This is a genomic window from Pseudomonas sp. NPDC087612, assembly GCF_044743505.1.
In the GTDB taxonomy this organism is placed as follows: domain Bacteria; phylum Pseudomonadota; class Gammaproteobacteria; order Pseudomonadales; family Pseudomonadaceae; genus Aquipseudomonas.
In genome coordinates this window covers 291,337-313,763 of the sequence record NZ_JBIUWO010000004.1, presented here as the reverse complement: position 1 = coordinate 313,763, position 22,427 = coordinate 291,337, and the positions used below count along the sequence as shown (strand labels likewise).

Here is a 22,427-nt window from a genome sequence, read left to right as displayed (position 1 = left end):
CATAATCCGTCGTCGCCGCTGGATCGGGATCGCCCAATCGGCTAAAAGATGCCCCAGCAAACTACAACAATAGCCGCTTCCCCAACTTCGGCTGGGCAGTATCACCGTGAATACTGCCGCAAGCCTTGAGAACAGAATTCATGAACAAGCTGTGTTTGCTGGGTCTGGTTGTCAGCCTGGCCAGTCAATCGGCCTTTGCCGACACCTCTGCCGCCCCGCTGCAGGACAAGCAGGCGTTCATCGCCAACCTGATCAAGCAGATGACCCTGGATGAAAAGATCGGCCAGTTGCGCCTGATCAGCATCGGCCCGGAAATGCCCCGCGAGATGATCCGCAAGGAAATCGCCGCCGGCCGCATCGGTGGCACCTTCAACTCGATCACCCGCGCAGAAAACCGGCCGATGCAGGACGCCGTAGCCAAGAGCCGGCTGAAAATCCCGATGTTCTTCGCCTACGACGTGATCCACGGCCACCGCACGATCTTCCCGATCAGCCTGGGCCTGGCCGCCAGCTGGGACATGGAAGCGATCGCCAAGGTTGGCCGGGTGTCCGCCGCCGAGGCCGCCTCCGACGGCATCGACATGACCTTCGCACCGATGGTCGACATCGCCCGCGACCCGCGCTGGGGCCGTACCAGTGAAGGCTTCGGCGAAGACACCTACCTGGTCTCGCGCATCTCCAAGGTGATGGTCGAATCCTTCCAGGGCCCGAGCCCGGCCGAGGCGACCAGCCTGATGGCCGCAGTCAAGCACTTCGCCCTGTACGGCGCGGTGGAAGGCGGGCGCGACTACAACACGGTCGACATGAGCCCGACCAAGATGTTCAACGACTACCTGCCACCCTACCGCGCCGCCATCGATGCCGGCGCCGGCGGGGTCATGGTGGCGCTGAACTCGATCAACGGCGTACCGGCAACCTCCAACACCTGGTTGATGAACGACCTGCTGCGCAAGGACTGGGGCTTCAAAGGCGTGACCGTCAGCGACCACGGGGCGATCACCGAGCTGGTGCGTCACGGTGTCGCCCGCGATGGCCGCGAAGCCGCCAAGCTGGCGATCAAGGCCGGCATCGACCTGAGCATGAACGACTCGCTGTACGGCGAAGAGCTGGCCAGCCTGCTCAAGGCCGGTGAAATCGAGCAGGCCGATATCGACAACGCCGTGCGCGAAGTGCTCGGCGCCAAGTACGACATGGGCCTGTTCGAAGACCCCTACCGGCGCATCGGCAAGGCCAGCGACGACCCGGCCGACACCTATGCCGACAGCCGCCTGCACCGCGCCGAGGCCCGTGACGTCGCGCGCCGCAGCCTGGTCTTGCTGGAAAACCGCCAGCAGACCCTGCCGCTGGCAAAAGCCGGCACCATCGCCCTGGTCGGCCCGCTGGCCGATGCGCCGATCGACATGATGGGCAGCTGGGCCGCCGCCGGCCGCCCGCAGCAATCGATCACTGTGCGCGAAGGCATGCGCCAGGCGCTCGGTGACAAGGCCAAGGTGATCTACGCCAAAGGCTCCAACGTCACCCACGACAAGGCCATCCTCGACTACCTGAACTTCCTCAACTTCGATGCCCCGGAAATCATCGACGATCCGCGCCCTGCCGCGGTGCTGATCGATGAAGCGGTCAAGGCTGCCAGGCAGTCCGACGTGGTGGTGGCGGTGGTGGGCGAGTCCCGTGGCATGTCCCACGAATCGTCCAGCCGCACCACCCTGGAAATCCCCGCCGCCCAGCGCGAGCTGATCAAGGCCCTGAAAGCCACCGGCAAACCGCTGGTGCTGGTGCTGATGAACGGCCGGCCGCTGTCGCTGGCCTGGGAACGCGAGCAGGCCGATGCGATTCTGGAAACCTGGTTCAGCGGCACCGAAGGCGGCAACGCCATTGCCGACGTGCTGTTCGGCGACTACAACCCGTCGGGCAAGCTGGCGATCACCTTCCCGCGCTCGGTCGGGCAGATCCCGATGTACTACAACCACCTGAGCATCGGCCGCCCGTTCACCCCAGGCAAGCCAGGCAACTACACCTCGCAGTACTTTGAAGAGCCAAACGGCCCGCTGTACCCCTTCGGCTACGGCCTGAGCTACAGCGACTTCAGCCTGGCGAACCTGAAGCTGTCGAGCAAGACGGTCAAACAGGGCCAGGACCTGGAAGCCAGCATCGTGGTCAAGAACACCGGCAAGCGTGATGGCGAAACCGTGGTGCAGCTGTACCTGCAGGACGTCACCGCGTCCATGAGCCGCCCGGTCAAGGAGCTGAAGAACTTCCAGAAAGTCATGCTCAAGGCTGGCGAAGAACGCACCCTGCGCTTCACCATCAAAGCCGACGACCTGAAGTTCTACAACGGCCAGCTGCAATGGGCGGCGGAACCGGGCGAGTTCCGGGTCCAGGTCGGCCTCGATTCGCAGGCCGTGCAACAACAGAGCTTCGAGCTGCTGTAACAACGTTGCCATGCTCCAAGGGAAGGCCAGGAGGCCTTCCCCACTGCCGGGACTTGCACCATGCCTTCTTCCTTTCGCGCCCTGCGTCTGGGCCTGATTCTGTTCTTCATCCTTGCCGGTACCCTGCTGACCGCAGGCTGGGCCATGCACCATGCCAAGCGCCAGTCGATGGTCGAGGATGCCCGCCGGGCCAATGAGCAACTGGGGCTGTATGCCACGTCGCTGCACACCCTGATCGAGCGCTACCGCGCCTTGCCCGCCGTGCTGGCACTCGACCCGGAACTGATCAGCGCCTTGCGCGGGCCAGTCGCAGGCCCGGTGCAGGACGCCCTGAACCGCAAACTGGAACGCATCAACGGCGCGGCCAATTCCTCGACCCTGGAACTGCTCGACCGCACCGGCCTGGCCGTGGCCGCCAGCAACTGGCGCCTGCCCAGCACCTATGTCGGCTCCAACTATGGCTTTCGCCCGTACTTCAAGCAGACCCGCAGCCAGGGCAGCGGCCGCTTCTATGCGGTGGGCGTGACCAGCGGCGTGCCGGGGTATTTCTTGTCCAGTGCCGTGCATGATGAAAACAGCCGCTTTCTCGGCGCCATGGTGGTCAAGCTGGAGTTCCCCGAGCTTGAGCGCGAATGGCGCCAGGGCAGCGATATCCTCCTGGTCAGCGACGCCCGCGGGATCATCTTCATCGCCAACCAGGACGGCTGGCGCTACCGCGAACTGCAACCATTGAGCAGCGCCGACCGCGCGGAACTGGCCGCTACCCGCCAGTACGACAAGCAACCGCTGGTGCCATTGCAGCACCATATCCTCAGCAGCTTCGACGCCAACAGCCACCTGATGCGCGTGCAGGGCCCCGAGGGCAGCACCGATTACCTGTGGGAAAGCCTGCCGCTGGAGGCCGAAGGCTGGACCCTGCACCTGCTGCGCAAGCCGCAGGTCAGCGATGACGGGCGCAACGCCGCGCTGGCCGCCGCTGCCGTGTGGCTAAGCCTGGTGTTCGCCCTGTTGTTCATCAGCCAGCGCCTGCGCCTGGCGCGCTTGCGCCAACGCAGCCGCGAAGAGCTCGAACGCCTGGTCGAGGCCCGCACCCGCGACCTGCGCACCGCCCAGGAAGGCCTGGTGCAATCGGCCAAACTGGCGGCGCTGGGGCAGATGTCGGCGGCCCTGGCCCACGAAATCAACCAACCCTTGACCACCCAGCGCATGCAACTGGCAACCCTGCGCCTGCTGCTCGACAACCAGCGCCTGGACGAAGCGCGCCAGGCCCTGGAGCCGCTGGAGCAGATGCTGACGCGCATGGCGGCGCTCACCGGGCACCTGAAGACCTTCGCCCGCAACAGCCCCAGCGGCCTGCGCGAACGCCTGGACCTGGCCACCGTGGTCGACCAGGCACTGCAATTGCTCGATGCGCGGATCCGCGCCGAAGACGTCAGCGTCGCCCTGTACCTGGCCCGCCCGGCCTGGGTACGCGGCGATGCGATCCGCCTTGAGCAGGTGCTGATCAACCTGCTGCGCAACGCCCTGGATGCCATGGCCGAAAAGAGCTACAAACGCCTTGAGGTGCGCATCGATGCCGAGCAGGAGCACTGGCGCCTGAGCGTGCTCGACAGCGGCGGCGGTATCCCCGCCGAACACCTGGGCAGTGTCTTCGACCCGTTCTTCACCACCAAGCCGGTGGGCGAAGGATTGGGCCTGGGCCTGGCGATTTCCTATGGCATCATTCACGAAGCCGGTGGCCGCCTGCAGGTTGAAAACCAGCCCGGCGGCGCCCGTTTCAGCCTGACCCTGCCTATGGACCCGGAACCTGCATGTTGAACTCAGTAATGGTCGTCGACGATGAAGCCAGCATCCGCACCGCCGTAGAGCAGTGGCTGAGCCTGTCGGGCTTCAACGTGCAACTGTTCAGCCGCGCCGAAGACTGCCTTGAGCAACTGCCCGGGCACTTCCCCGGGGTGATCCTCAGTGACGTGCGCATGCCCGGCATGGACGGCCTGCAGTTGCTTGGAAAGCTGCAGGCCAGCGATGCCGACCTGCCGGTGATCCTGCTCACCGGGCACGGCGATGTGCCGATGGCGGTCGAAGCCATGCGCAACGGCGCCTACGACTTTCTGGAAAAACCCTTCAGCCCCGAAGCCCTGCTCGGCAGCCTGCGCCGCGCCCTGGAAAAACGCCAGCTGGTGCTGGAGAACCGCCGCCTGCATGAGCAGGCCGATTTCAAGGTGCGCCTGGAGGCGAACCTGCTGGGTGTGTCCCAGGGCATGCAGCAGTTGCGCAAGCAGGTGCTGGACCTCGCCAGCCTGCCGGTCAATGTGCTGATTCGCGGCGAAACCGGCAGCGGCAAGGAGCAGGTCGCACGCTGCCTGCACGACTTCGGCCCGCGCGCCGGCAAGCCTTTCGTTGCCCTCAACTGCGCGGCAATCCCCGAGCAGCTGTTCGAAGCCGAGCTGTTCGGCCATGAAAGCGGCGCCTTCACCGGCGCCCAGGGCAAGCGCATCGGCAAGCTTGAATACGCCAACGGCGGCACGGTGTTCCTCGACGAAATCGAAAGCATGCCGCTGGCCCAGCAGGCCAAGCTGCTGCGCGTGCTGCAGGAGCAGAAGCTCGAACGCCTGGGCGCCAACCAGAGCATCAGCGTCGACCTGCGGATCATCGCCGCAACCAAGCCCGACCTGCTCGAAGAAGCCCGCGCCGGACGCTTTCGCGAAGACCTCGCGTACCGCCTGAACGTCGCCGAATTGCGCCTGGCGCCGTTGCGCGAGCGCCGTGAAGACATTCCGCTGCTGTTCAACCACTTCGCCCGCCTGGCCGCCGAGCGCGTTGGCCGCAACGCGCCGTTACTCAGTGGCGCGCACCTGGGCAAGCTGCTGGGGCACGACTGGCCGGGCAACGTCCGTGAACTGGCCAACGCCGCCGAACGCCATGCCCTGGGCCTGGGCGAGCCGGCAGCGGCGCCCATCGAAGCCGGGCAGTCGCTGGCCGCCCAGCAGGAGGCCTTCGAGGCCCAGTGCCTGCGCGCCGCCTTGAGCCGGCACAAGGGCGAGATCAAGGCGGTCATGGAAGAGCTGCAACTGCCGCGGCGCACCCTCAACGAGAAGATGCAACGCCACGGCCTGTTGCGTGAAGATTTTCTCGGCCCTGCTTGATCGAAACGCCGATCAACATAAGCGGATTTTCGCCGACCCACCCGTTTGAATAGGCGGATTTCCGCTCACCACATCCATACAACCCTTCTAGACCGGGCTTCCAGCACCTGGCACAGCTTCTGCTATAGCCCTGGCAGGCTGCGTTTCGGCGCGCTCCACAAAAACAACTATGAAGGTCCCTTCGATGGATAACTCCACCACCCTGCCCGCCGGGGCGGCCGTTGCGCCCGCCGCGGAAAAAACCACCCGAAGCCGACTCAAGTCGATTTTCAGCGGTTCGATCGGCAACATGGTCGAATGGTACGACTGGTACGTTTACGCCGCGTTTTCCCTGTACTTCGCCAAAGCCTTCTTCCCTGCTGGCGACACCACTGCCCAGTTGCTCAACACCGCTGCGATCTTCGCCGTGGGCTTTTTGATGCGCCCGATCGGCGGCTGGCTGATGGGTATCTACGCCGACCGCAAGGGCCGCAAGGCCGCACTGATGGCCTCGGTACTGCTGATGTGCGCAGGCTCGCTGGTCATTGCCCTGACCCCGGGTTATGAAACCATCGGCGTCGCCGCACCGGTACTGCTGGTCATCGCCCGCCTGATGCAAGGCCTGTCGGTAGGCGGTGAGTACGGCACCTCCGCCACCTACCTCAGCGAGATGGCCACCAAGGAACGCCGTGGCTTCTTCTCCAGCTTCCAGTACGTGACGCTGATCTCCGGCCAGCTCATCGCCCTGGCGGTGCTGATCATCCTGCAGCAGACTCTGACCACCGAGCAGCTGTATGCCTGGGGCTGGCGCGTACCCTTCGTGATCGGCGCACTGTGCGCGGTGGTTGCCCTGTACCTGCGTCGCGGCATGGAAGAAACCGCCTCCTTCACCAAGAAGGAAAAGTCCAAGGAAAGCCTGATGCGCACCCTGATGCGCCATCCGAAAGAGCTGGCTACCGTGGTCGGCCTGACCATGGGCGGCACCCTGGCCTTCTACACCTACACCACCTACATGCAGAAGTACCTGGTGAACACGGTGGGCATGAGCATCTCCGACTCGACCACCATTTCGGCGGCCACCCTATTCCTGTTCATGTGCCTGCAGCCGGTCATCGGCAGCCTCTCCGACAAGATCGGCCGACGCCCGATCCTGATCGCCTTCGGCGTGCTCGGCACCCTGTGCACGGTCCCGATCCTGACCACCCTGCACACCATCGAAACCTGGTGGGGCGCGTTCTTCCTGATCATGGCGGCGCTGATCATCGTCAGCGGCTACACCTCGATCAACGCCGTGGTCAAAGCCGAGCTGTTCCCGACCGAAATCCGCGCCCTGGGCGTTGGCCTGCCGTACGCCCTGACCGTGTCGATCTTCGGCGGTACGGCTGAATACGTCGCGCTGTGGTTCAAGAGCATCGGCATGGAGACCGGCTACTACTGGTATGTGACTGCCTGTATCGCCTGCTCGTTGCTGGTGTATGTGTTCATGAAGGACACCCGCAAGCATTCGCGGATCACCACTGACTGACAGCCAACTTTGCGCTGTAAATGAAAAGGGGCGTCCAGCAATGGACGCCCCTTTTTTGCATGACCCGGTTCAGGACAACTCGGCCAGTGCCTGGCGCTGATTGCGATTGTTGTAGTAATAGGCCAGGCCGATCATCGCCAGCAAGATACCGCCCAATACCGCCGATGAGCCTACCGTGCCGAAGTCCAGGCCGCCCTTTTCATGGGGTTTGGTGAGGAAGTCGCCCAAAGTCGCACCAAACGGCCGGGTCAACACGAAGGCGATCCAGAACAACACCACGCCGGACAGCCGGGTCCAGTACCGGGCCAGCACCACCAAACCGATGGCACTGCCGATCAGCAAGGCGCCACCGGCAAAGCCCAGGCCCGAATCGTCTGCCAGGTAGTCGCCCAGCGCCGTGCCCAGGGTGTTGGAGAACAGGATCGCCACCCAGTAAAACAGCTCGCCCTTGCGCGTCTTGATGTGATTGACGTTGAGCGGATTGCCGCTCAGGCGCCAGAGGGCAAAGGTCAGCAACAAAATGCCGATCAGGATCGCCGAGCCGGTGGCGTAGCCCAGGCCCAGCGTGCGGTCCATGAAGTCGGACATGGTCGTGCCGGCGGTGCTGGTGGAAAGGATTACCAGCCAGTACAGCACTGGGTGGTAGGCCCTGGAAAACAGTTGGGTGACCAGGGTGGCGAGAAACACGCTGATCAGGATCAGCGAGCTCATGGCGTAGCCCACGTTCAATGTCATTGAAAGCAGGTCGCCGGCGGTCTCGCCGAGGGTGGTGGCGCAGATCTTCATGACCCAGAAGGCCAAGGTGATCTGGGGGAGTTTATTCATCGGGTAGCGCTCCAGTGTCAGGTGCGGCAGAGACTGCGCAAGCGCCGATGAAAAATCGGTAGTGGGCTGATGAAAAAAGTGTTTTGGCCGGTTTAACGACTGATTAATCCTGGGGGGGCATTGTTCACCCATGGGAGATCGGGTTGCCTGCATCGCGGGTCAAGCCCGCTCCCACAGGTGCGCGATAAAGGCGGGACTGTCGCCAAATACATCTAGTTATTCGATTTTTATACGCTATTTTTTGCGCTTTTTAATCAATTTAATCGGCGTAGCATTAAACCCATAGAAACAAACAACTCCTCACCACCTCGGAGCAACGACCATGAAAAGCAAACTGATCCTGACCCTGGCCTTCTCGGTACTGGCTGCCAACGCATTCGCCGAAGACGGCTTCGACCGCACCAACGGCCACAACTTCAGCGCCGTGCAAAGCCAGTCGGCCTCTTATGCAGAAGATGGTTTCTATCGCACCGGCGCGGCCAAATTTGCCGAAGACGGTTTCGATCGCACTGGCGGCGCCAAATTCGCTGAAGACGGCTTCGATCGCACCCAGGCCCACCGCATCAGCTAACCCCTGCTGCGACGCAGTCAGCCCGGCTTCGGCCGGGCTTAGTCATTTTCAGCAAGGCCAAGCCTTGGCACACTAGAGGCTTACTCACAGGGAAGGCCTTCGGGCCAGCGCAGATGTATTACTACGAACCGGCAAAAGGCCACGGCCTGCCCCACGATCCGTTCAATGCCATCGTCGGCCCCCGCCCGATTGGCTGGATTTCCTCCCAGGACGCCGAAGGTCGCCTGAACCTTGCGCCCTACAGCTTCTTCAACGCCTTCAACTACATTCCGCCGATCATTGGTTTTTCCAGCGTCGGGCGTAAAGACAGCCTGAACAACATCGAGCAGACCGGCGAGTTCGCCTGGAACCTGGCCACCCTGCCGCTGGCCGAGGCCATGAACCAGAGCTGCGCTGCGGTTGCGCCGCAGGTCGACGAGTTCGCCCTGAGCGGGCTGACGCCCGTCGCGTCAAAGGTGATTGCGGTGCCGCGGGTGCAAGAAAGCCCGGTGTCGTTCGAGTGCAAGGTGACCCAGATTATCCAGCTGCAAAGTGCCGACCAGACGCTGTTGCCAAGCTGGCTGGTGCTGGGTGAAGTGGTGGCAGTGCATATCGCCGAGCATCTGCTCAAGGACGGTATCTACGATACCGCTGCAGGCCAGCCGATCCTGCGTGGCGGCGGCCCGGCGGATTACTTCGAGCTGGGCAACCTGTTCAAGATGGCCCGCCCGCAGGTCAACAGCTGAGTTGCCAGAGCAGCTCGGCGTCGTCATCGACGCCCTGCAGGCGTTCAAGTTCGGCGCAGGCTGCTTCATCAGCGGCCAATGCGGTCTTGAAGGTCTGCTCGAGCAAAACCTTGTGAAAGCGCGGCGCCCCGGAGGCGCCCAGGCCTTTGACGGCGATGGCGGCGTGGTAGCCGTCGTCGCCGCGCACGGCTGCCGATACTGCTTCGAACTGGGAAAACTCTTTACGTGCCATGTGCCTTGAATCCACATCAATTGCCGAAAGCCGCCATTCTAACCTGCCGATGGTTCGCCGAAGGTATGCAGGTCGAGGCTGTCGACCACCCGCGCCTGGACCAACTCGCCGAACAGCTCGAGGGTCGGTGAAGCGAAGTAGCCACTCATCGATTGCTGATCGCGCCAGAAGCCGCTGAGCAGCCACAGGTCGGCGTCGGCCTGGGAGCGTTGCAGGCTGAATTTCAGGCAGCCGGGGGCCTGGCGCGAGGGTTCCAGCAGATCACGCAGGCGCTCGCCCAGTTCGTCTGAACGACCACTGCTGGCGCGGATAAAAGCAAGGTGGGTGACCGATTGTGCCGAGGTCATGAGCGTTTCTCCATGTGCAGCCAGATGAAATTGCCAGGCTGCACAGGTTAGGCCACGCGCCTGCGCGGCGGTTAGGCGATTCCTGTCGAGCGCTTGCCTGATCCTGCGCGCCTTGCAGGATCAGGCAAGCAGGCGGCAGCTTTCGACTAGCGCCGTGGCTTGCACAAACCTATCCTGCAGTTGTTCTCCGAGGAATCGCTCCCATGTCCGCTACCGACCCCAACCGCTTGATCCTCGACCCTGCCCTGGAGCGCCAGCGCCAGGAGCTGGCCGATCTCATCCAGCGCCATGCACCACGCCAGGCTGGCGTCGAGTCGGCGGTTGAAGACCTGTTTCTGGTGCGCTACGAAGAAAGCGTGCGCTCCATGCCGGCCCTGGCGGAGCCTGCGCTGTGCATCCTGGCCCATGGCAGCAAGGAGGTGTGCCTGGGCGACGAGCGCTATATGTACGACCCGTTGCATTACATGGTGGTGTCGGTGGCACTACCGATCAGCGGCGTACTGCTCGAGGCCAGCCCGGAAAACCCCAGCCTGGGCGTACGCCTGAACATCGACCCGGCGCAGATCAACAACCTGCTGGCCGATGCCGGCCCGCTGGGCGTACCGAGCTTGCCGTCGGGGCGCGGGCTGTATGTGGAACGGACCGATCCGCTGTTGCTCGATGCGTTGCTGCGGCTGATTCGTTTGCTCGATTCACCCAAGGACATCCCGATCCTCGCACCGCTGATCCAGCGCGAGATTCTCTATCGGCTGCTCCGAGGGCCGCAGGGTTACCGGCTGTATGAAATTGCCATGGCCAACAGCCAGACCCACCGGGTGTGCCAGGCCATCGAATGGCTCAACCAGCACTTTGATCGGCCATTGCGCATCGACGAACTGGCGCGCGAGGTCAACCTCAGTACTTCGACCCTGCATCACCGGTTCAAGGCGGTGACGTCCATGAGCCCGCTGCAGTACCAGAAGCAGCTGCGCCTGCAGGAAGCGCGGCGGCTGATGCTTAATGACGGGCTGGAGGCGGCAGTGGCGGGTTATCGGGTGGGCTATGAAAGCCCCTCGCAGTTCAGCCGCGAGTACAGCCGCTTGTATGGGGCGCCGCCGGTGCGGGATTTGGCCAGGTTGCGCAGTGCGCTCTAGATAGCTATCGCTGGCAAGCCAGCTCCCACCGGTTCACCATCAAACCTGTGGGAGCTGGCTTGCCAGCGATGGGTTGCAACGCAGCCCCGCTTTTACACCGCCCTGACTACGTGCTTGATCTCCTGAAACGCACTCAAGCCCCAAGGCCCCAGCTCCCGTCCCAGGCTGCTCTGCTTGTAGCCACCCCAGGCCGTCTGCGGGAAAATCACTTGCGGCGCGTTGATCCACACCAGCCCTGCCTGCAAGGCATTGGCGACCCGTTCAGCCGCCTGCAAGTCCCGGCTGAGTACACTGGCCACCAAGCCGAACTCGGTGTCGTTGGCCAGCGCCAGCGCCTCGGCTTCGGTGGCAAACGAGCGCACACACAGCACCGGACCGAAGATTTCCTCTCGCCACAAGGCGCTGTCCAGTGGCACCTCGGTGAACACCGTCGGGCTGACAAAATAGCCGCAAGGCAGCTGCGCCGGCCGTGAGCCGCCACACAGCAACTGCGCCCCTGCTTGCAGGCCTGCGGCGATATGCGCCTGCACCCTTTGGTACTGGGCCTGGTTGACCAGCGGCCCCATTTCGCTGTCGCCGCTGAACGGCTCGCCGACGCGAATCGATTCGGCACGGGCCTTCAAGGCGTCGATAAACGCCGGGTACAGGGCTTCGGCCACCAGCACCCGGCTGGTCGCCGAACACATCTGCCCGGCATTGAAGAAGCCACCCAGGCAAGCCAGCTCCACTGCCAGTTCGAGGTCGGCGTCCTCGAGCACCAGCAACGGCGACTTGCCGCCCAGCTCAAGGCTCACGCCCTTGACCGTTTCCGCCGCGCGCTGCATGACCTGCACACCCACCGCATTGCTGCCGGTGAAGGAAATCTTGGCAACACGCGGATCGGCCGCCAGCGGCGCGCCCACTGCAAGGCCAGTACCACAGACCAGGTTGAACACCCCGTGCGGTAGCCCCGCTTCGGCGATGATTGCCGCCAGCTCCAGCTCGGCCAGCGGCGTGACTTCCGACGGTTTGAGCACCACGCAGCAGCCGGCCGCCAGCGCTGGCGCGAGCTTCCAGGCGGTAGTGACCATGGGGAAGTTCCACGGCACGATCAAGCCAACCACGCCGCACGGTTCACGGCGCACCCGGGCGACAAAGTCTTCGCTGGGCAGCGCCACCGAGCGGTCACGCCCGAGGTTATCGGCGAGTTCCGCGTAATAGCGGAAAGTGGCGACGACATCATCGACATCGATATGGGCTTCAGCCAGCGGCTTGCCGTTGTTGCTGGCTTGCAACTGCACCAGGCGCTCGCGGCGCGCTTCGACGCCCTCGGCAATGGCCCGCAAGATCGCCGCACGGGTCGGCCCGCTGGAGGTGGACCACTCAACAAACGCAGCCTGCGCCGCCAGCGTTGCCCGCTCGACCGCCGCAGCATCGCCACCGGCAACTTCGGCCAGCACCTGCTCGTTGCTCGGGTTGATTACCGTCAGCGCCTGCGGGCCATGCTGCCAGACGCCTTCGATATAAATGCCAGGCAGCTTGATCATGCGGGCACCGCCTGCATCCAGGTGGCCTGGTCGATTTCGATCAGGCTCGGGCCTTTGCGATCGCAAGCCTGGCGCAAGGCTTCACGCAACTGGGCAAGGTCACCCACCGATTCGGCGCTGCAGCCCAGGGCCTTGGCCACGCCGATAAAGTCAGGGGTGTAGATGTCGACACCGACAGGCTCGATGGCGCGGTTGACCATGTATCGCTTGATCTCTTCATAGCCCTGGTTGTTCCACAACAGCACGATCAGCGGCACCTGCGCCTCACGGGCACTGGCCAGCTCCGGCAGGGTGAACTGCAAGCCGCCGTCGCCGATCAGGCACACCACCGGCGCGCGGTCGGCCGCCACTTCATTGCTACCCAGCCAGGCGCCCATGGCCGCCGGCAATGCGTAACCGAGGGTACCGTAGCCGGTCGAGGCGTTGAACCAACGCCGCGGTTGGTCCATGTCCAGGGTCAGGTTGCCGGTGTACACCGGCTGTGTCGAATCGCCGACCAGCACTGCGCCGGGCAGGGTTTCGAGGAGGGTTGTGAGCATGCGCGTCTGGCTGCGCATCGGCAGGTCGCGCTCGGCTTGCAGCACCTCACGCAGGCGCGCGGCACGGGCAGCGCCCCATTCGGCGCCGCGCACCGGGGCCGGTTGCTCGGCCAGGGCGACCAGCAGGGCCTGGGTGGCGATAGTCGAATCGGCGACCAAAGCGACCTTCGGCGGGTAGTTGCGCACGGTCTGGTCGGGGTCGATATCGATACGCAGCAGCTCACCAGGGATCTCGAAACCGCCCTTGAAGGTCACATCGTAGTCGGTCTCGGCAAGCTCGGTACCGATCGCCAGCACCACATCGGCCTCGGCGACCAGGGCGCGGGTGGCGACCAGCGACTGGGTCGAGCCGATCTGCAGCGGGTGGCTGGCCGGTAGTACGCCCTTGGCATTGATGGTCAGCGCTACCGGTGCCTGCAGGTATTCCGCCAGGCGGGTCAGCGCGGCGCTGGCATCGATGGCGCCACCCCCGGCGAGAATCAGCGGCCGCTGAGCGGCAGCGAGCATGGCGGCCATTTGTGCGACCGGCGCAGGCGCGGCGCCAGCACGGGCGATGCGCACCGGGGCACAGGCCAGCAGGTGATCGGCGTCTTCGACCAGCACATCCAGCGGAATCTCGATATGCACCGGGCGTGGCCGGGCGCCATCGAACACGGCAAAGGCACGGGCCAGCACCGACGGCAGGTCATCGGCGCTCATCAGCGTGTGGGAAAACGCCGCCACACCGGCCACCAGGTTGCCCTGCGCCGGCAACTCGTGCAGCTTGCCGCGCCCACCACCCAGCTGGTCGCGCGACTGCACGCTGGAGATCACCAGCATCGGAATCGAATCGGCGTAGGCCTGGCCCATGGCGGTGGTGATGTTGGTCATGCCCGGGCCGGTGATGATGAAGCACACGCCCGGCTTGCCACGGGTACGCGCATAGCCGTCAGCCATGAAGCCGGCGCCTTGCTCGTGGCGCGGAGTGATGTGGCGGATGCTCGAGCCTGCCAGCCCGCGATAGAGTTCAACGGTATGCACGCCGGGTATTCCAAAGACATGGTCTACGCCATAGCCTTCAAGGAGTTTGACCAGTACTTCGCCGCAAGTCGCCATGATCGTGTGCCTGTAATTGTTCGGGAAACAGCTTGTATTGGACCGCCCGACGGCTACCTGCACAATGCAAAAAAGCTCATACTAGCCATGTTCCCAAGTCATGGCTCAAGCTGATGAAACGCCTGCCTCCATTGCCTGCGCTGCACACCTTTCTGGTCACCGCCCAGTGCTGCAACTTCACCCGCGCCGCGCAATTGCTGCACATCACCCAGGGTGCGGTGAGCCGGCAGATTGCCGGCCTTGAAGAGCACCTGGGTTATCCGCTGTTCCTGCGTCAGGCCCGCGGCCTGAGCCTGACCCGCGAAGGCCAGGACTGGCTGCCACGGGTGCAGCAGGTGTTCGCCCTGATCGAGGAAGGCGTGCAGCAGGTCGGGGCGCGCAGTACCACCTTGCAGCTCAAGGCACCGACCTGCGTGATGCGCTGGCTGCTGCCACGGCTGATGGAATGGCAGGCGCTGCGCCCGGACGTGCCGGTGGAGCTGACCACCACGGTGCAGCACGGGGTGGATTTTCGTCGGGAAGTGTTCGATGCGGCGGTGGTCTATGGCGCCCGGCCCAACCATGGCCTGCAGACCCAGAAACTCTTTGATGAACAACTGACGCCGGTGTGCGCGCCGCAACTGCTGAGCGGCGCCCTGCCCTTGCAACAGGTCGCCGACCTTGATCAGCACATGCTCCTGCACCCGACCCGCGACCAGCGCGACTGGAATGCCTGGCTCGATGCCGCCGGGGCGAACCTGCCCCGGCAGGGCAAGGGCCAGCATTTCGAAACCCTGGACATGGCCATGTCGATGGCCTCTCAGGGCACCGGGGTGGCCATCGGCGACTGGTCGCTGATCGGTGATGACCTCAAGTGCGGACGGCTGGTGACGCCGTTCCCGCTCAAGGTCAGCACTGGCCAGGCCTATTACCTGGTGCGACCGCAAGGGTCGGCTTCAGCGGCTTTGCTGGAGCTGCTCGCCTGGTTGTGCGAGCAGGCCCAGGCCCCTCAGTAACCGACAGTGAAGCGCTGGCGCGAGTGCGCCGGTTTCTCCACTTCATCGAGCATGGCGATGGCGTAGTCGGCAAAGCTGATCCAGCTCTTGCCGTCGACGCCGATCAGCAGGTGATCCTTGCCCAGTTTGTAAGCGCCGCGGCGCTCACCTTCGACGAACTCGGCCGAAGGCGAGAGGAAGCTCCAGTCCAGTTCCTGTTCCTGACGCAGAGTGTCAAGGTAGTGGCCGCCGGCGGTGGCTTCAGCCTTGTAGGCCTCGGGAAAGTCCGGGCTGTCGATGACCTTGTGCCCCGACGGCAGCAACAGGCTGCCGGCCCCGCCTACTACCAGCAGGCGCTTGACCCCGGCGCGCTTGACCGGCTCGATGATGGCCTGCGGCTTGATGCTGGAAAAGTGTGCGGCGCTCAGTACCACGTCGTGCCCGGCTACTGCCTGTTCAAGGGCGGCGGCATCGCTGACGTCTAGCGCCACGCTTTTCACCCTCTCACGCCCCTGCAGTTTCGACGGGTCTCGGGCAATGGCGGTAACGCTGTGGCCGCGGCGCAGGGCCTCTTCCAGCAACTGGCTGCCAGCACGGCCGGTAGCCCCAATGATTGCGATCTTGCTCATGGACATTCTCCAGTCAGGATTGAACAACGCTTACCACTTCATCTCGCCCTTGGCGACCTTGGCGCCGAGCTCCAGCGAGCTCTCTTCGCCCCGGTCCGGGTAACGCTTTTTCATCGCCGCGATCAGTTCGGCGGCGTTGCCAGCCTTGGCGGTTTCTTCGTCGAAGGCACGGATATAGTCCGCGGTGAACTGCACCGCCTTGAGCGAACGGCTGCTCTGGCCCAGGTAGTGGCCAGGGATCACGGTGTCGGGCTTGAGCTGCTCGATACGCGTGAGGGTCGCCAGCCAGTCCTTGTGCGATTGCGCCGACTGCGTGTCGGCCATCCACACGTGCAGGTTCTCGGCGACTACCACGCCACCGACCACCGCCTTGATCGATGGAATCCACACGAAACTGCGGTCCGGTTGCGGGCCGTCGAGGCCAACCACTTGCAGGCGCTGGCCTTCAAGCTTGAGCTCGGTACCTTGCAGCACTTGCGGCACGATCAGCTTCGCCGGCTTGTCGGCGCCCATCTGCGGGCCCCAGTAGGCCAGCTTGCCATCCATGGTCTGCTTGATATGGGCGACGGTCGCCGCCGAGGCCACGACTTTGGCCTTGGGGTAGGCGTCGGTCAGGGTCTGCAGGCCGAAGTAGTAGTCCGGGTCACCGTGGCTGATATAGATAGTGGTCAGTTGCTTGCCGCTCGCTTGCAGCTTGGCCAGTACCTGTTCGGCCTGGGCCTTGCCGAACTGGGCGTCAACGAGGATGGCGTCATGCTTGCCGCTGACGATCACCGAACTGACCGGAAACAAGGCATTGCTACCCGGGTTGTAGACATCCAGGTTCAGCGGCTCGGCGGCCGAAGCCTGGGCCATGACCCCAAGGGTGGCAAAGGCGAGCAACAAGCGGCGCAGGGAGAACGAACGAGGCATCAAGGTGATTCCTGTGAAGTGGGCAATGAGCAACAGCTTAGTTGCACGATCCGTCACAAAAAATGCGATGCTTAGGATTAGTTTGTTTCTGAAAGCGGGCAAATCATGGATCGTCTGACAGCAATGCGGGTTTTCGTCAGCGTGGTCGACCTGGGCAGCCAATCGGCTGCCGCCGACCACCTGGAACTCTCCCGGCCGGTGGTTTCCCGTTACCTGGCCGAGCTTGAGGACTGGGTCGGCGCGCGCCTGATGCAGCGCACCACCAGGCGCCTGAGCCTGACCGCCGCCGGCCAGGAAACCCTGCCGCGCTGCCGGCAGATGCTCGAGCTTGCCGGCGACCTGCAGGCCGCGGTCAGTACCCCCAACGATGCGCCGCGCGGCGAGTTGCGCATCAGCGTCAGCACCTCGTTCGGCCAGGCACAGTTGATGGACGCCGTAGCCGACTACGTCAAACGCTATCCCGGGGTAAAGATCGACCTGCAGATGCTCGACCGCACGGTGAACCTGGTGGATGAGCGCATCGACCTGGCGATCCGCACCAGCAACGACCTGGACCCGAACCTGATCGCCCGGCGCCTGAGCGTATGCCGCTCGGTGATCTGCGCCTCGCCCGCCTACCTGCGCCAGCACCCGGCGCCGCAGCAGGTGCAGGAGCTCAGCCAGCACAACTGCCTGACCCATTCCTACTTCGGTCGCAGCCTGTGGCATTTCGACGTGGCTGGCGAGGTGGTGTCGGTACCGGTGCAAGGCAACATCAGCGCCAACGAAGCCATGACCCTGCAACGGGCGGCGCTGGCTGGCGCCGGTGTGGCCATGCTGCCGACCTACCAGGCTGCGGGCGCCCTGCGCAGTGGCGAGCTGGTTCGCCTGCTGCCCCGGGCCAAGCCGCGCGAGCTGAACCTCAACGCTGTGTACACCTCGCGCAAGCACATGCCGGCGACCCTGCGCAGCATGCTCGACTTTCTCGCCGAGCGCTTTACCGCCGAGCCCATCTGGGACCAGGACCTGCTCTAGACGGGCACACCCGGCCAAGCTGACCTATGCTTTGAATAGCACCTGTAGGTGGTTGGCAGGAGGTGAGCATCATGGGCGTCAAATCCAGAAAATGCGCCGTTATCTGTGCCATGGCCGCTGTGGTCGGCTTGTATGCCACCGCCGCCTGGCGGATTGAACAGATCCGCAATCAACCCTACTCCGCCGCCAGTTGCAGCCTGGCGCACTGCGTGCCGCACACCGCGACGCTGAGCGCACTCAAGTAGGTGATTGCCCGGGCTGGTGACGAAAGTCACTGGGCGCCTTGCCGGTCAGGCGGCGAAAGAACCGCGAGAAATACGCAGGGTCGGCAAAGCCCAGGCTGTCGGCCAGTTGCTTGATGCTCAGGCTGGTATAGATCAGCTCGCGCTTGGCTTCGAGCAACAGGCGTTGATGAATGATCTGCAAGGCCGACTGTCCGGCCAGTTCGCGGCAGATGCTGTTCAGGTGCGCCACCGAAATCCCCACCTCATGGGCCAGCGCCTCGACGCTCGGCTGCTGACGAAACTGCTGCTCGACCAGCGCGTTGAAGCGCTCCAGATACTCACGTCCGCGTGCCACCGCCAGGCCCTGGCCATGACGCTGCAAACATTGGCGACTGATCCACACCACCAACAGGTTGATCAATGAGCGCAACTGCAAATCGCGCCCGGGCAGGTCCCGCTGGTACTCCTGCTGCAAGGCGCTGAACAGGCTGTAGAGATAGTTGCGATCGTCGCCTGCCAGGTAGGTGCCGGCCTGGGCCAGGGCCGCTGGTGCGCCGGCCAGTTGCGTGTGCAGCAGGTTGACCAGCGGCGCCGCCAGCGTCACCACGTAGCCGTCGACATCGCTGGAAAAACGAAAGCCGTGCACGCACAGCGCCGGTACCACCTGGATCGCGGCCTGCTCCAGGCGCCGCACCTGGCCTTCGACTTCGATCTCGGCCTGGCCGGCATAAAGGAACAGCAGTTGGCACAGATCGGCGTGCCGATGGGGCTCGATTTCCCAGTCGTGCAAGCGGCTGCGCGCCGGGATCGACTCGCAGTGCAGCAGGTCCGGGGTCGGCCACTGCAACTGTTCGCCATACAGTTTGAATACCGGTATCGACGCCTTGCTCATTGATCAACTGGCTCCAGGGCAATGCCCGATAATCGCACTGATTAGTGAAAAGTCCTGCTTCCTGCGGTTTTTATCCCTTCTTCGCCCGTCTTTCCAAGCGAAAAATGCAAGCACAACAATCATAAGCTGCTTTCGGCCCTGCGCTGAAGCTTGCCTGGGATAACAACCATGAAGACTCAAGTCGCCATTATCGGTGCCGGCCCTGCCGGACTGCTGCTCGGCCAGTTGCTGCACAAGGCCGGGATTGCCAACGTCATCGTCGAGCGCCAGAGCGCCGACTACGTGCTCGGGCGCATCCGTGCCGGGGTGCTGGAACAAGGCATGGTCCAATTGCTGCGCGAAGCCGGCGTCGGTGCGCGCATGGACGCCGAGGGCCTGCCCCACAGCGGTTTTGAACTGGCCTTCGACGGGCGCCGCGAACACATCGACCTCAAGGGCCTGACCGGCGGCAAAGGGGTGATGATCTACGGCCAGACCGAAGTCACCCGTGACCTGATGCAAGCGCGCCAGGCCTGCGGCGCCGTGACGGTCTATCAAGCCGACAACGTCCGGCCCCATGATCTGAAGTCCGAGCATCCTTACCTGACCTTCGAAAAAAACGGCGAAGTGCTTCGCCTGGACTGCGACTACATTGCTGGCTGCGACGGCTACCACGGCATCGCCCGGCAATCGATTCCCGCTGAGGCGCTGAAGATTTTCGAGCGGGTCTACCCGTTCGGCTGGCTCGGCGTGCTGGCCGATACCCCGCCGGTCAGCGACGAACTGGTGTACGCCCGCCACGAGCGCGGCTTCGCCCTGTGCAGCATGCGCTCGCCGACCCGCACTCGCTATTACGTGCAGGTGGCGGCTGAAGAAAAGGTCGAGGACTGGTCCGATGAGCGCTTCTGGACTGAACTGAAATCGCGCCTGCCCACGGATCTTGCCGAGCGCCTGGTGACCGGCCCGTCAATCGAGAAAAGCATCGCGCCGCTGCGCAGCTTCGTCGTCGAACCCATGCAGTACGGCAAGCTGTTCCTGCTCGGCGACGCCGCGCACATCGTCCCGCCCACCGGCGCCAAGGGCCTTAACCTGGCGGCCAGCGATGTCAGCACCTTGTACAACATCCTGCGCAAGGTCTACGGCGAAGGGCGCACCGATCTGCTCGAGCGCTACTCGCAGATCTGCCTGCGGCGGATCTGGAAAGCCGAACGGTTTTCCTGGTGGATGACCTCCATGCTGCATCGATTCCCGGACAGCGACGCCTTCAGCCAGCGTATCCAGCAAACCGAGCTTGAGTATTACGTGAGCTCCGCAGCCGGTCGCACAACACTGGCAGAAAACTACGTCGGCCTGCCCTACGAGCCAATCGAAGAAGACGCTTAGCAAGCTATCGAGTAGACTGGTCAGCACCTGTTCCCGCAGCGTAACGGCTGCGGGCTTCACCTGCCCCCGAGCTGGCCCGTGACTCAACTGAACACTCCGCAACCGGTGCTGCGCAGCGTGCTCGTCGCGCTGATGCTGGCGATCTTCCTCGGCGCCCTCGACCAGACCATCGTCGCCGTGTCGATGCCGGCGATTTCGGCGCAATTCAACGACGTCGGCCTGCTCGCCTGGGTGATTTCCGGCTACATGGTGGCCATGACCGTAGCGGTGCCGATCTACGGCAAGCTCGGCGACTTGTACGGCCGGCGGCGGATGATTCTTACCGGCACTGCGCTGTTTACCCTGGCGTCGATCTTCTGCGCACTGGCGCAGAACATGGAGCAACTGGTGCTGGCGCGGGTGCTGCAGGGTATCGGCGCCGGCGGCATGGTCTCGGTCAGCCAGGCGATCATCGGCGACTTCGTGCCGCCGCGCGAACGCGGCCGCTACCAGGGCTATTTCAGCAGCATGTACGCCCTGGCCAGTGTCGCCGGGCCGGTGCTGGGCGGAATACTCACCGAATACCTGTCGTGGCGCTGGGTGTTCTGGCTCAACCTGCCGCTGGGCCTGACCGCCTGGTGGGTGACCCGCCGAGCCCTGCGCAGCCTGCAGGTGCCTACACGCAAGGCGCAGGTCGATTACCTCGGCGCCGCGCTGCTGATTCTTGGCCTGGGCAGCCTGCTGCTGGGCATCACCCTGATCGGCCAGGGCCAGCCCTGGGATTCTGCGCAAGTGGCCAGCCTGCTCGGCTGTGCGCTGATCGGCCTGCTGCTGTTCGTACTGCATGAACAGCGAACCGCCGAACCGCTGCTGCCGCTCAAGCTGTTCGCCAATCGCATCGCCACCCTGTGCTGGTGCACGATTTTCTTTACCAGCTTCCAGGCCATCTCGCTGACCATGCTGATGCCGCTGCGCTACCAGAGCATCACCGGTGCCGGCGCCGACAGCGCCGCGTTGCACCTGCTGCCGCTGGCCATCGGCTTGCCCATCGGCGCTTATTGCGGCGGCCGCATGACTTCGCACACAGGGCGCTACAAACCGCAGATTCTCGGCGGCGCACTGCTGATGCCGTTTGCCATCGTCGGCATGGCCTTCAGCCCGCCGCAGGCAGCCTGGTTCAGTGGCGTGTTCATGTTGTTGACCGGCATTGCCTCGGGCCTGCAGTTCCCCACCTCGCTGGTGGCAACCCAGAGTGCGGTAGAACCGCGGGATATCGGCGTGGCCACCAGTACCACCAACCTGTTCCGCTCATTGGGCGGGGCCATGGGCGTGGCTATCATGTCCACCCTGTTGCTGGCGATGCTCGCCCAGGGCGGCTTGAGCCTGGCCGGCGATGCCCTGCTTGGCAGCCTGCAGGCCGGCGAACCGACCGCGGCAATGCAGGCTGAATTGCTGCTGACCTTTCGCAACCTGCTGCTCGGCAGCGCGGCAGTTTCACTGCTGGGGCTGACGGCGGCGCTGGCCTTGCCTGACAGACAATTGCGCGGCCGCCCGTAAGACCTTATAACTGACGTGGAAACAAATGATCACAAAGCTTCACAAAGTCTCATTTGCGCAAGGCGGGGCTCAAGCGCAGCATATCCAGCCCGGTATCGATCCACTGCTCGGCCTGGTTGAGCAGGTCGAAGCTGTCGGGCAGCAGTAGCCAGCGGCGAATCAGTCCGTCTATATAGGCATAGATGGCCAGCGCTGCGCGTTCCGGGTCCACGTCGGCGGGCAGTTGCCCGCGCTTGACTGCATTGCCCAGCGACAACGCAATATGGGCATGACATTCGATCGTCGAGGCCTGCCGTTGCTGGCGGATCTCGCACATATCATCGGTGAACTCGCATTTGTGATGCAGAATTTCATTGATTCGCCGGGTCTTCGGATCGAGCACCATCTGGTGCATCAAGCGTACCAGCAGCTTGCGCATGCAGCCGAGCGGGTCGAGTTCATCCTCGCTTTCGCTGGCCCGGGCCAGGGCGTCCAGCGGCTCGTGCAGGCTGTCGAGCATGGCCTGCACCAGTTCGGCCTTGTCGTTGAAGTGCCAGTAGATAGCACCGCGGGTCACACCCGCCTCCTTGGCGATATCGGCCAGGGTGGTACGCGCTACCCCGCGCTTGTAGAAGGCCTTTTCCGCAGCTTCGAGAATCTGGGCGCGGGTTTCCTGGGCTTCTTCTTTGGTTCGACGGACCATGGCAGTACAACCTCATCAGGCCCGGGCACGCACGCAGGGTGCCTGGGAGTCGGGCCGGGTCAGCCTCTGCAGGCTGTTACCGGCTGTATTAATTTGGGGGCTCGCATTGGCTGAACACGTCGCCTGC

Annotated in this window: 20 protein-coding genes and 1 pseudogene; 12 read left to right on the top strand and 9 right to left on the bottom strand. The window is 63.9% G+C overall.

Annotated elements, in window-relative coordinates; translation table 11 throughout:
• Positions 1–140 precede the first annotated feature (140 nt).
• The 4 genes from bglX (at position 141) to ACIOVF_RS10315 (ending at position 7,082) form a co-directional block, all read left to right on the top strand.
• Entirely contained in the window at positions 141–2,432 is a 2,292-nt protein-coding gene (bglX, locus tag ACIOVF_RS10330; protein ID WP_401289220.1) for a beta-glucosidase BglX, read from the top strand.
• 60 nt (positions 2,433–2,492) lie between these two features.
• On the top strand, positions 2,493–4,250 hold the full coding sequence (locus tag ACIOVF_RS10325; RefSeq protein ID WP_093379981.1) for an ATP-binding protein: 1,758 nt from the start codon (positions 2,493–2,495) through the stop codon (positions 4,248–4,250).
• Positions 4,244–5,578 carry a sigma-54-dependent transcriptional regulator gene (locus ACIOVF_RS10320; protein ID WP_401289216.1) on the top strand — a complete coding sequence of 445 codons (1,335 nt, stop codon included), beginning with the start codon at positions 4,244–4,246 and terminating at the stop codon, positions 5,576–5,578. Before ACIOVF_RS10325 ends, ACIOVF_RS10320 begins: the two co-directional genes overlap by 7 nt.
• A 184-nt stretch (positions 5,579–5,762) precedes the next feature.
• Positions 5,763–7,082: an MFS transporter gene (locus tag ACIOVF_RS10315; protein ID WP_045197546.1), complete on the top strand. Its 1,320-nt coding sequence runs from the start codon at positions 5,763–5,765 to the stop codon at positions 7,080–7,082.
• A gap of 69 nt (positions 7,083–7,151) precedes the next feature.
• Here the strand turns inward: ACIOVF_RS10315 and ACIOVF_RS10310 are convergent, their stop codons facing one another.
• Positions 7,152–7,907: a membrane protein gene (locus ACIOVF_RS10310; protein WP_045197544.1), complete on the bottom strand. Its 756-nt coding sequence runs from the start codon at positions 7,905–7,907 to the stop codon at positions 7,152–7,154.
• A 322-nt stretch (positions 7,908–8,229) separates the two neighbouring features.
• On the opposite strand from ACIOVF_RS10310, the pseudogene ACIOVF_RS10305 reads away from it, so the two are divergent.
• Together ACIOVF_RS10305 and ACIOVF_RS10300 are read left to right on the top strand one after the other, a co-directional pair.
• A pseudogene (locus tag ACIOVF_RS10305) lies at positions 8,230–8,475 on the top strand (hypothetical protein); the annotation flags it as partial.
• Positions 8,476–8,591: 116 nt separating this feature from the next.
• Positions 8,592–9,203 carry a flavin reductase family protein gene (locus ACIOVF_RS10300; RefSeq protein ID WP_401289212.1) on the top strand — a complete coding sequence of 204 codons (612 nt, stop codon included), beginning with the start codon at positions 8,592–8,594 and terminating at the stop codon, positions 9,201–9,203.
• On the opposite strand, the gene ACIOVF_RS10295 is transcribed toward ACIOVF_RS10300, so the two are convergent.
• Both ACIOVF_RS10295 and ACIOVF_RS10290 read right to left on the bottom strand, forming a co-directional pair.
• Positions 9,193–9,435: a hypothetical protein gene (locus tag ACIOVF_RS10295; protein ID WP_045197538.1), complete on the bottom strand. Its 243-nt coding sequence runs from the start codon at positions 9,433–9,435 to the stop codon at positions 9,193–9,195. The two genes, ACIOVF_RS10300 and ACIOVF_RS10295, sit on opposite strands and share 11 nt — an antisense overlap.
• A 38-nt stretch (positions 9,436–9,473) precedes the next feature.
• Positions 9,474–9,782, bottom strand: a complete 309-nt coding sequence (locus ACIOVF_RS10290) for an antibiotic biosynthesis monooxygenase family protein (RefSeq protein ID WP_045197535.1) — start codon at positions 9,780–9,782, stop codon at positions 9,474–9,476.
• Positions 9,783–9,985: 203 nt separating this feature from the next.
• On the opposite strand from ACIOVF_RS10290, the gene ACIOVF_RS10285 reads away from it, so the two are divergent.
• On the top strand, positions 9,986–10,915 hold the full coding sequence (locus ACIOVF_RS10285) for an AraC family transcriptional regulator (RefSeq protein ID WP_045197533.1): 930 nt from the start codon (positions 9,986–9,988) through the stop codon (positions 10,913–10,915).
• A 92-nt stretch (positions 10,916–11,007) separates the two neighbouring features.
• On the opposite strand, the gene ACIOVF_RS10280 is transcribed toward ACIOVF_RS10285, so the two are convergent.
• Both ACIOVF_RS10280 and ACIOVF_RS10275 read right to left on the bottom strand, forming a co-directional pair.
• Complete coding sequence (locus ACIOVF_RS10280) at positions 11,008–12,441, bottom strand: aldehyde dehydrogenase family protein (protein ID WP_401289207.1); 1,434 nt, start codon at positions 12,439–12,441, stop codon at positions 11,008–11,010.
• Positions 12,438–14,075 (bottom strand): 5-guanidino-2-oxopentanoate decarboxylase, encoded by a 1,638-nt coding sequence (locus ACIOVF_RS10275; RefSeq protein WP_401289204.1) that lies wholly within the window; start codon positions 14,073–14,075, stop codon positions 12,438–12,440. Before ACIOVF_RS10275 ends, ACIOVF_RS10280 begins: the two co-directional genes overlap by 4 nt.
• Before the next feature lie 113 nt (positions 14,076–14,188).
• Here ACIOVF_RS10275 and ACIOVF_RS10270 point away from each other — a divergent pair, with 113 nt between their 5' ends.
• On the top strand, positions 14,189–15,070 hold the full coding sequence (locus tag ACIOVF_RS10270) for a LysR substrate-binding domain-containing protein (RefSeq protein WP_401289201.1): 882 nt from the start codon (positions 14,189–14,191) through the stop codon (positions 15,068–15,070).
• Here the strand turns inward: ACIOVF_RS10270 and ACIOVF_RS10265 are convergent.
• Positions 15,064–15,678: an NAD(P)-dependent oxidoreductase gene (locus ACIOVF_RS10265; protein WP_401289198.1), complete on the bottom strand. Its 615-nt coding sequence runs from the start codon at positions 15,676–15,678 to the stop codon at positions 15,064–15,066. The genes ACIOVF_RS10270 and ACIOVF_RS10265 overlap by 7 nt on opposite strands.
• A 30-nt stretch (positions 15,679–15,708) precedes the next feature.
• Positions 15,709–16,590 (bottom strand): MBL fold metallo-hydrolase, encoded by an 882-nt coding sequence (locus ACIOVF_RS10260; protein WP_401289196.1) that lies wholly within the window; start codon positions 16,588–16,590, stop codon positions 15,709–15,711.
• Positions 16,591–16,695: 105 nt separating this feature from the next.
• Here ACIOVF_RS10260 and ACIOVF_RS10255 point away from each other — a divergent pair, with 105 nt between their 5' ends.
• Positions 16,696–17,604 carry a LysR family transcriptional regulator gene (locus tag ACIOVF_RS10255; protein ID WP_045197516.1) on the top strand — a complete coding sequence of 303 codons (909 nt, stop codon included), beginning with the start codon at positions 16,696–16,698 and terminating at the stop codon, positions 17,602–17,604.
• A gap of 71 nt (positions 17,605–17,675) precedes the next feature.
• Positions 17,676–17,849 carry a hypothetical protein gene (locus ACIOVF_RS10250; RefSeq protein ID WP_401289192.1) on the top strand — a complete coding sequence of 58 codons (174 nt, stop codon included), beginning with the start codon at positions 17,676–17,678 and terminating at the stop codon, positions 17,847–17,849.
• Here the strand turns inward: ACIOVF_RS10250 and ACIOVF_RS10245 are convergent.
• Positions 17,842–18,720, bottom strand: a complete 879-nt coding sequence (locus ACIOVF_RS10245; protein WP_093379957.1) for a helix-turn-helix domain-containing protein — start codon at positions 18,718–18,720, stop codon at positions 17,842–17,844. The two genes, ACIOVF_RS10250 and ACIOVF_RS10245, sit on opposite strands and share 8 nt — an antisense overlap.
• 168 nt (positions 18,721–18,888) lie before the next feature.
• On the opposite strand from ACIOVF_RS10245, the gene pobA reads away from it, so the two are divergent.
• Both pobA and ACIOVF_RS10235 read left to right on the top strand, forming a co-directional pair.
• Positions 18,889–20,082, top strand: coding sequence for a 4-hydroxybenzoate 3-monooxygenase (pobA, locus tag ACIOVF_RS10240; RefSeq protein WP_093379954.1), 1,194 nt, complete (start codon positions 18,889–18,891; stop codon positions 20,080–20,082).
• A 78-nt stretch (positions 20,083–20,160) separates the two neighbouring features.
• The gene (locus ACIOVF_RS10235) at positions 20,161–21,618 is read left to right on the top strand and encodes an MDR family MFS transporter (RefSeq protein ID WP_401289188.1); all 1,458 of its coding nucleotides are present in this window, start codon (positions 20,161–20,163) and stop codon (positions 21,616–21,618) included.
• Between the two features lie 49 nt (positions 21,619–21,667).
• Here ACIOVF_RS10235 and ACIOVF_RS10230 read toward each other — a convergent pair whose 3' ends face one another.
• Entirely contained in the window at positions 21,668–22,300 is a 633-nt protein-coding gene (locus ACIOVF_RS10230; RefSeq protein ID WP_045197509.1) for a TetR family transcriptional regulator, read from the bottom strand.
• Between the last annotated feature and the right edge of the window lie 127 nt (positions 22,301–22,427).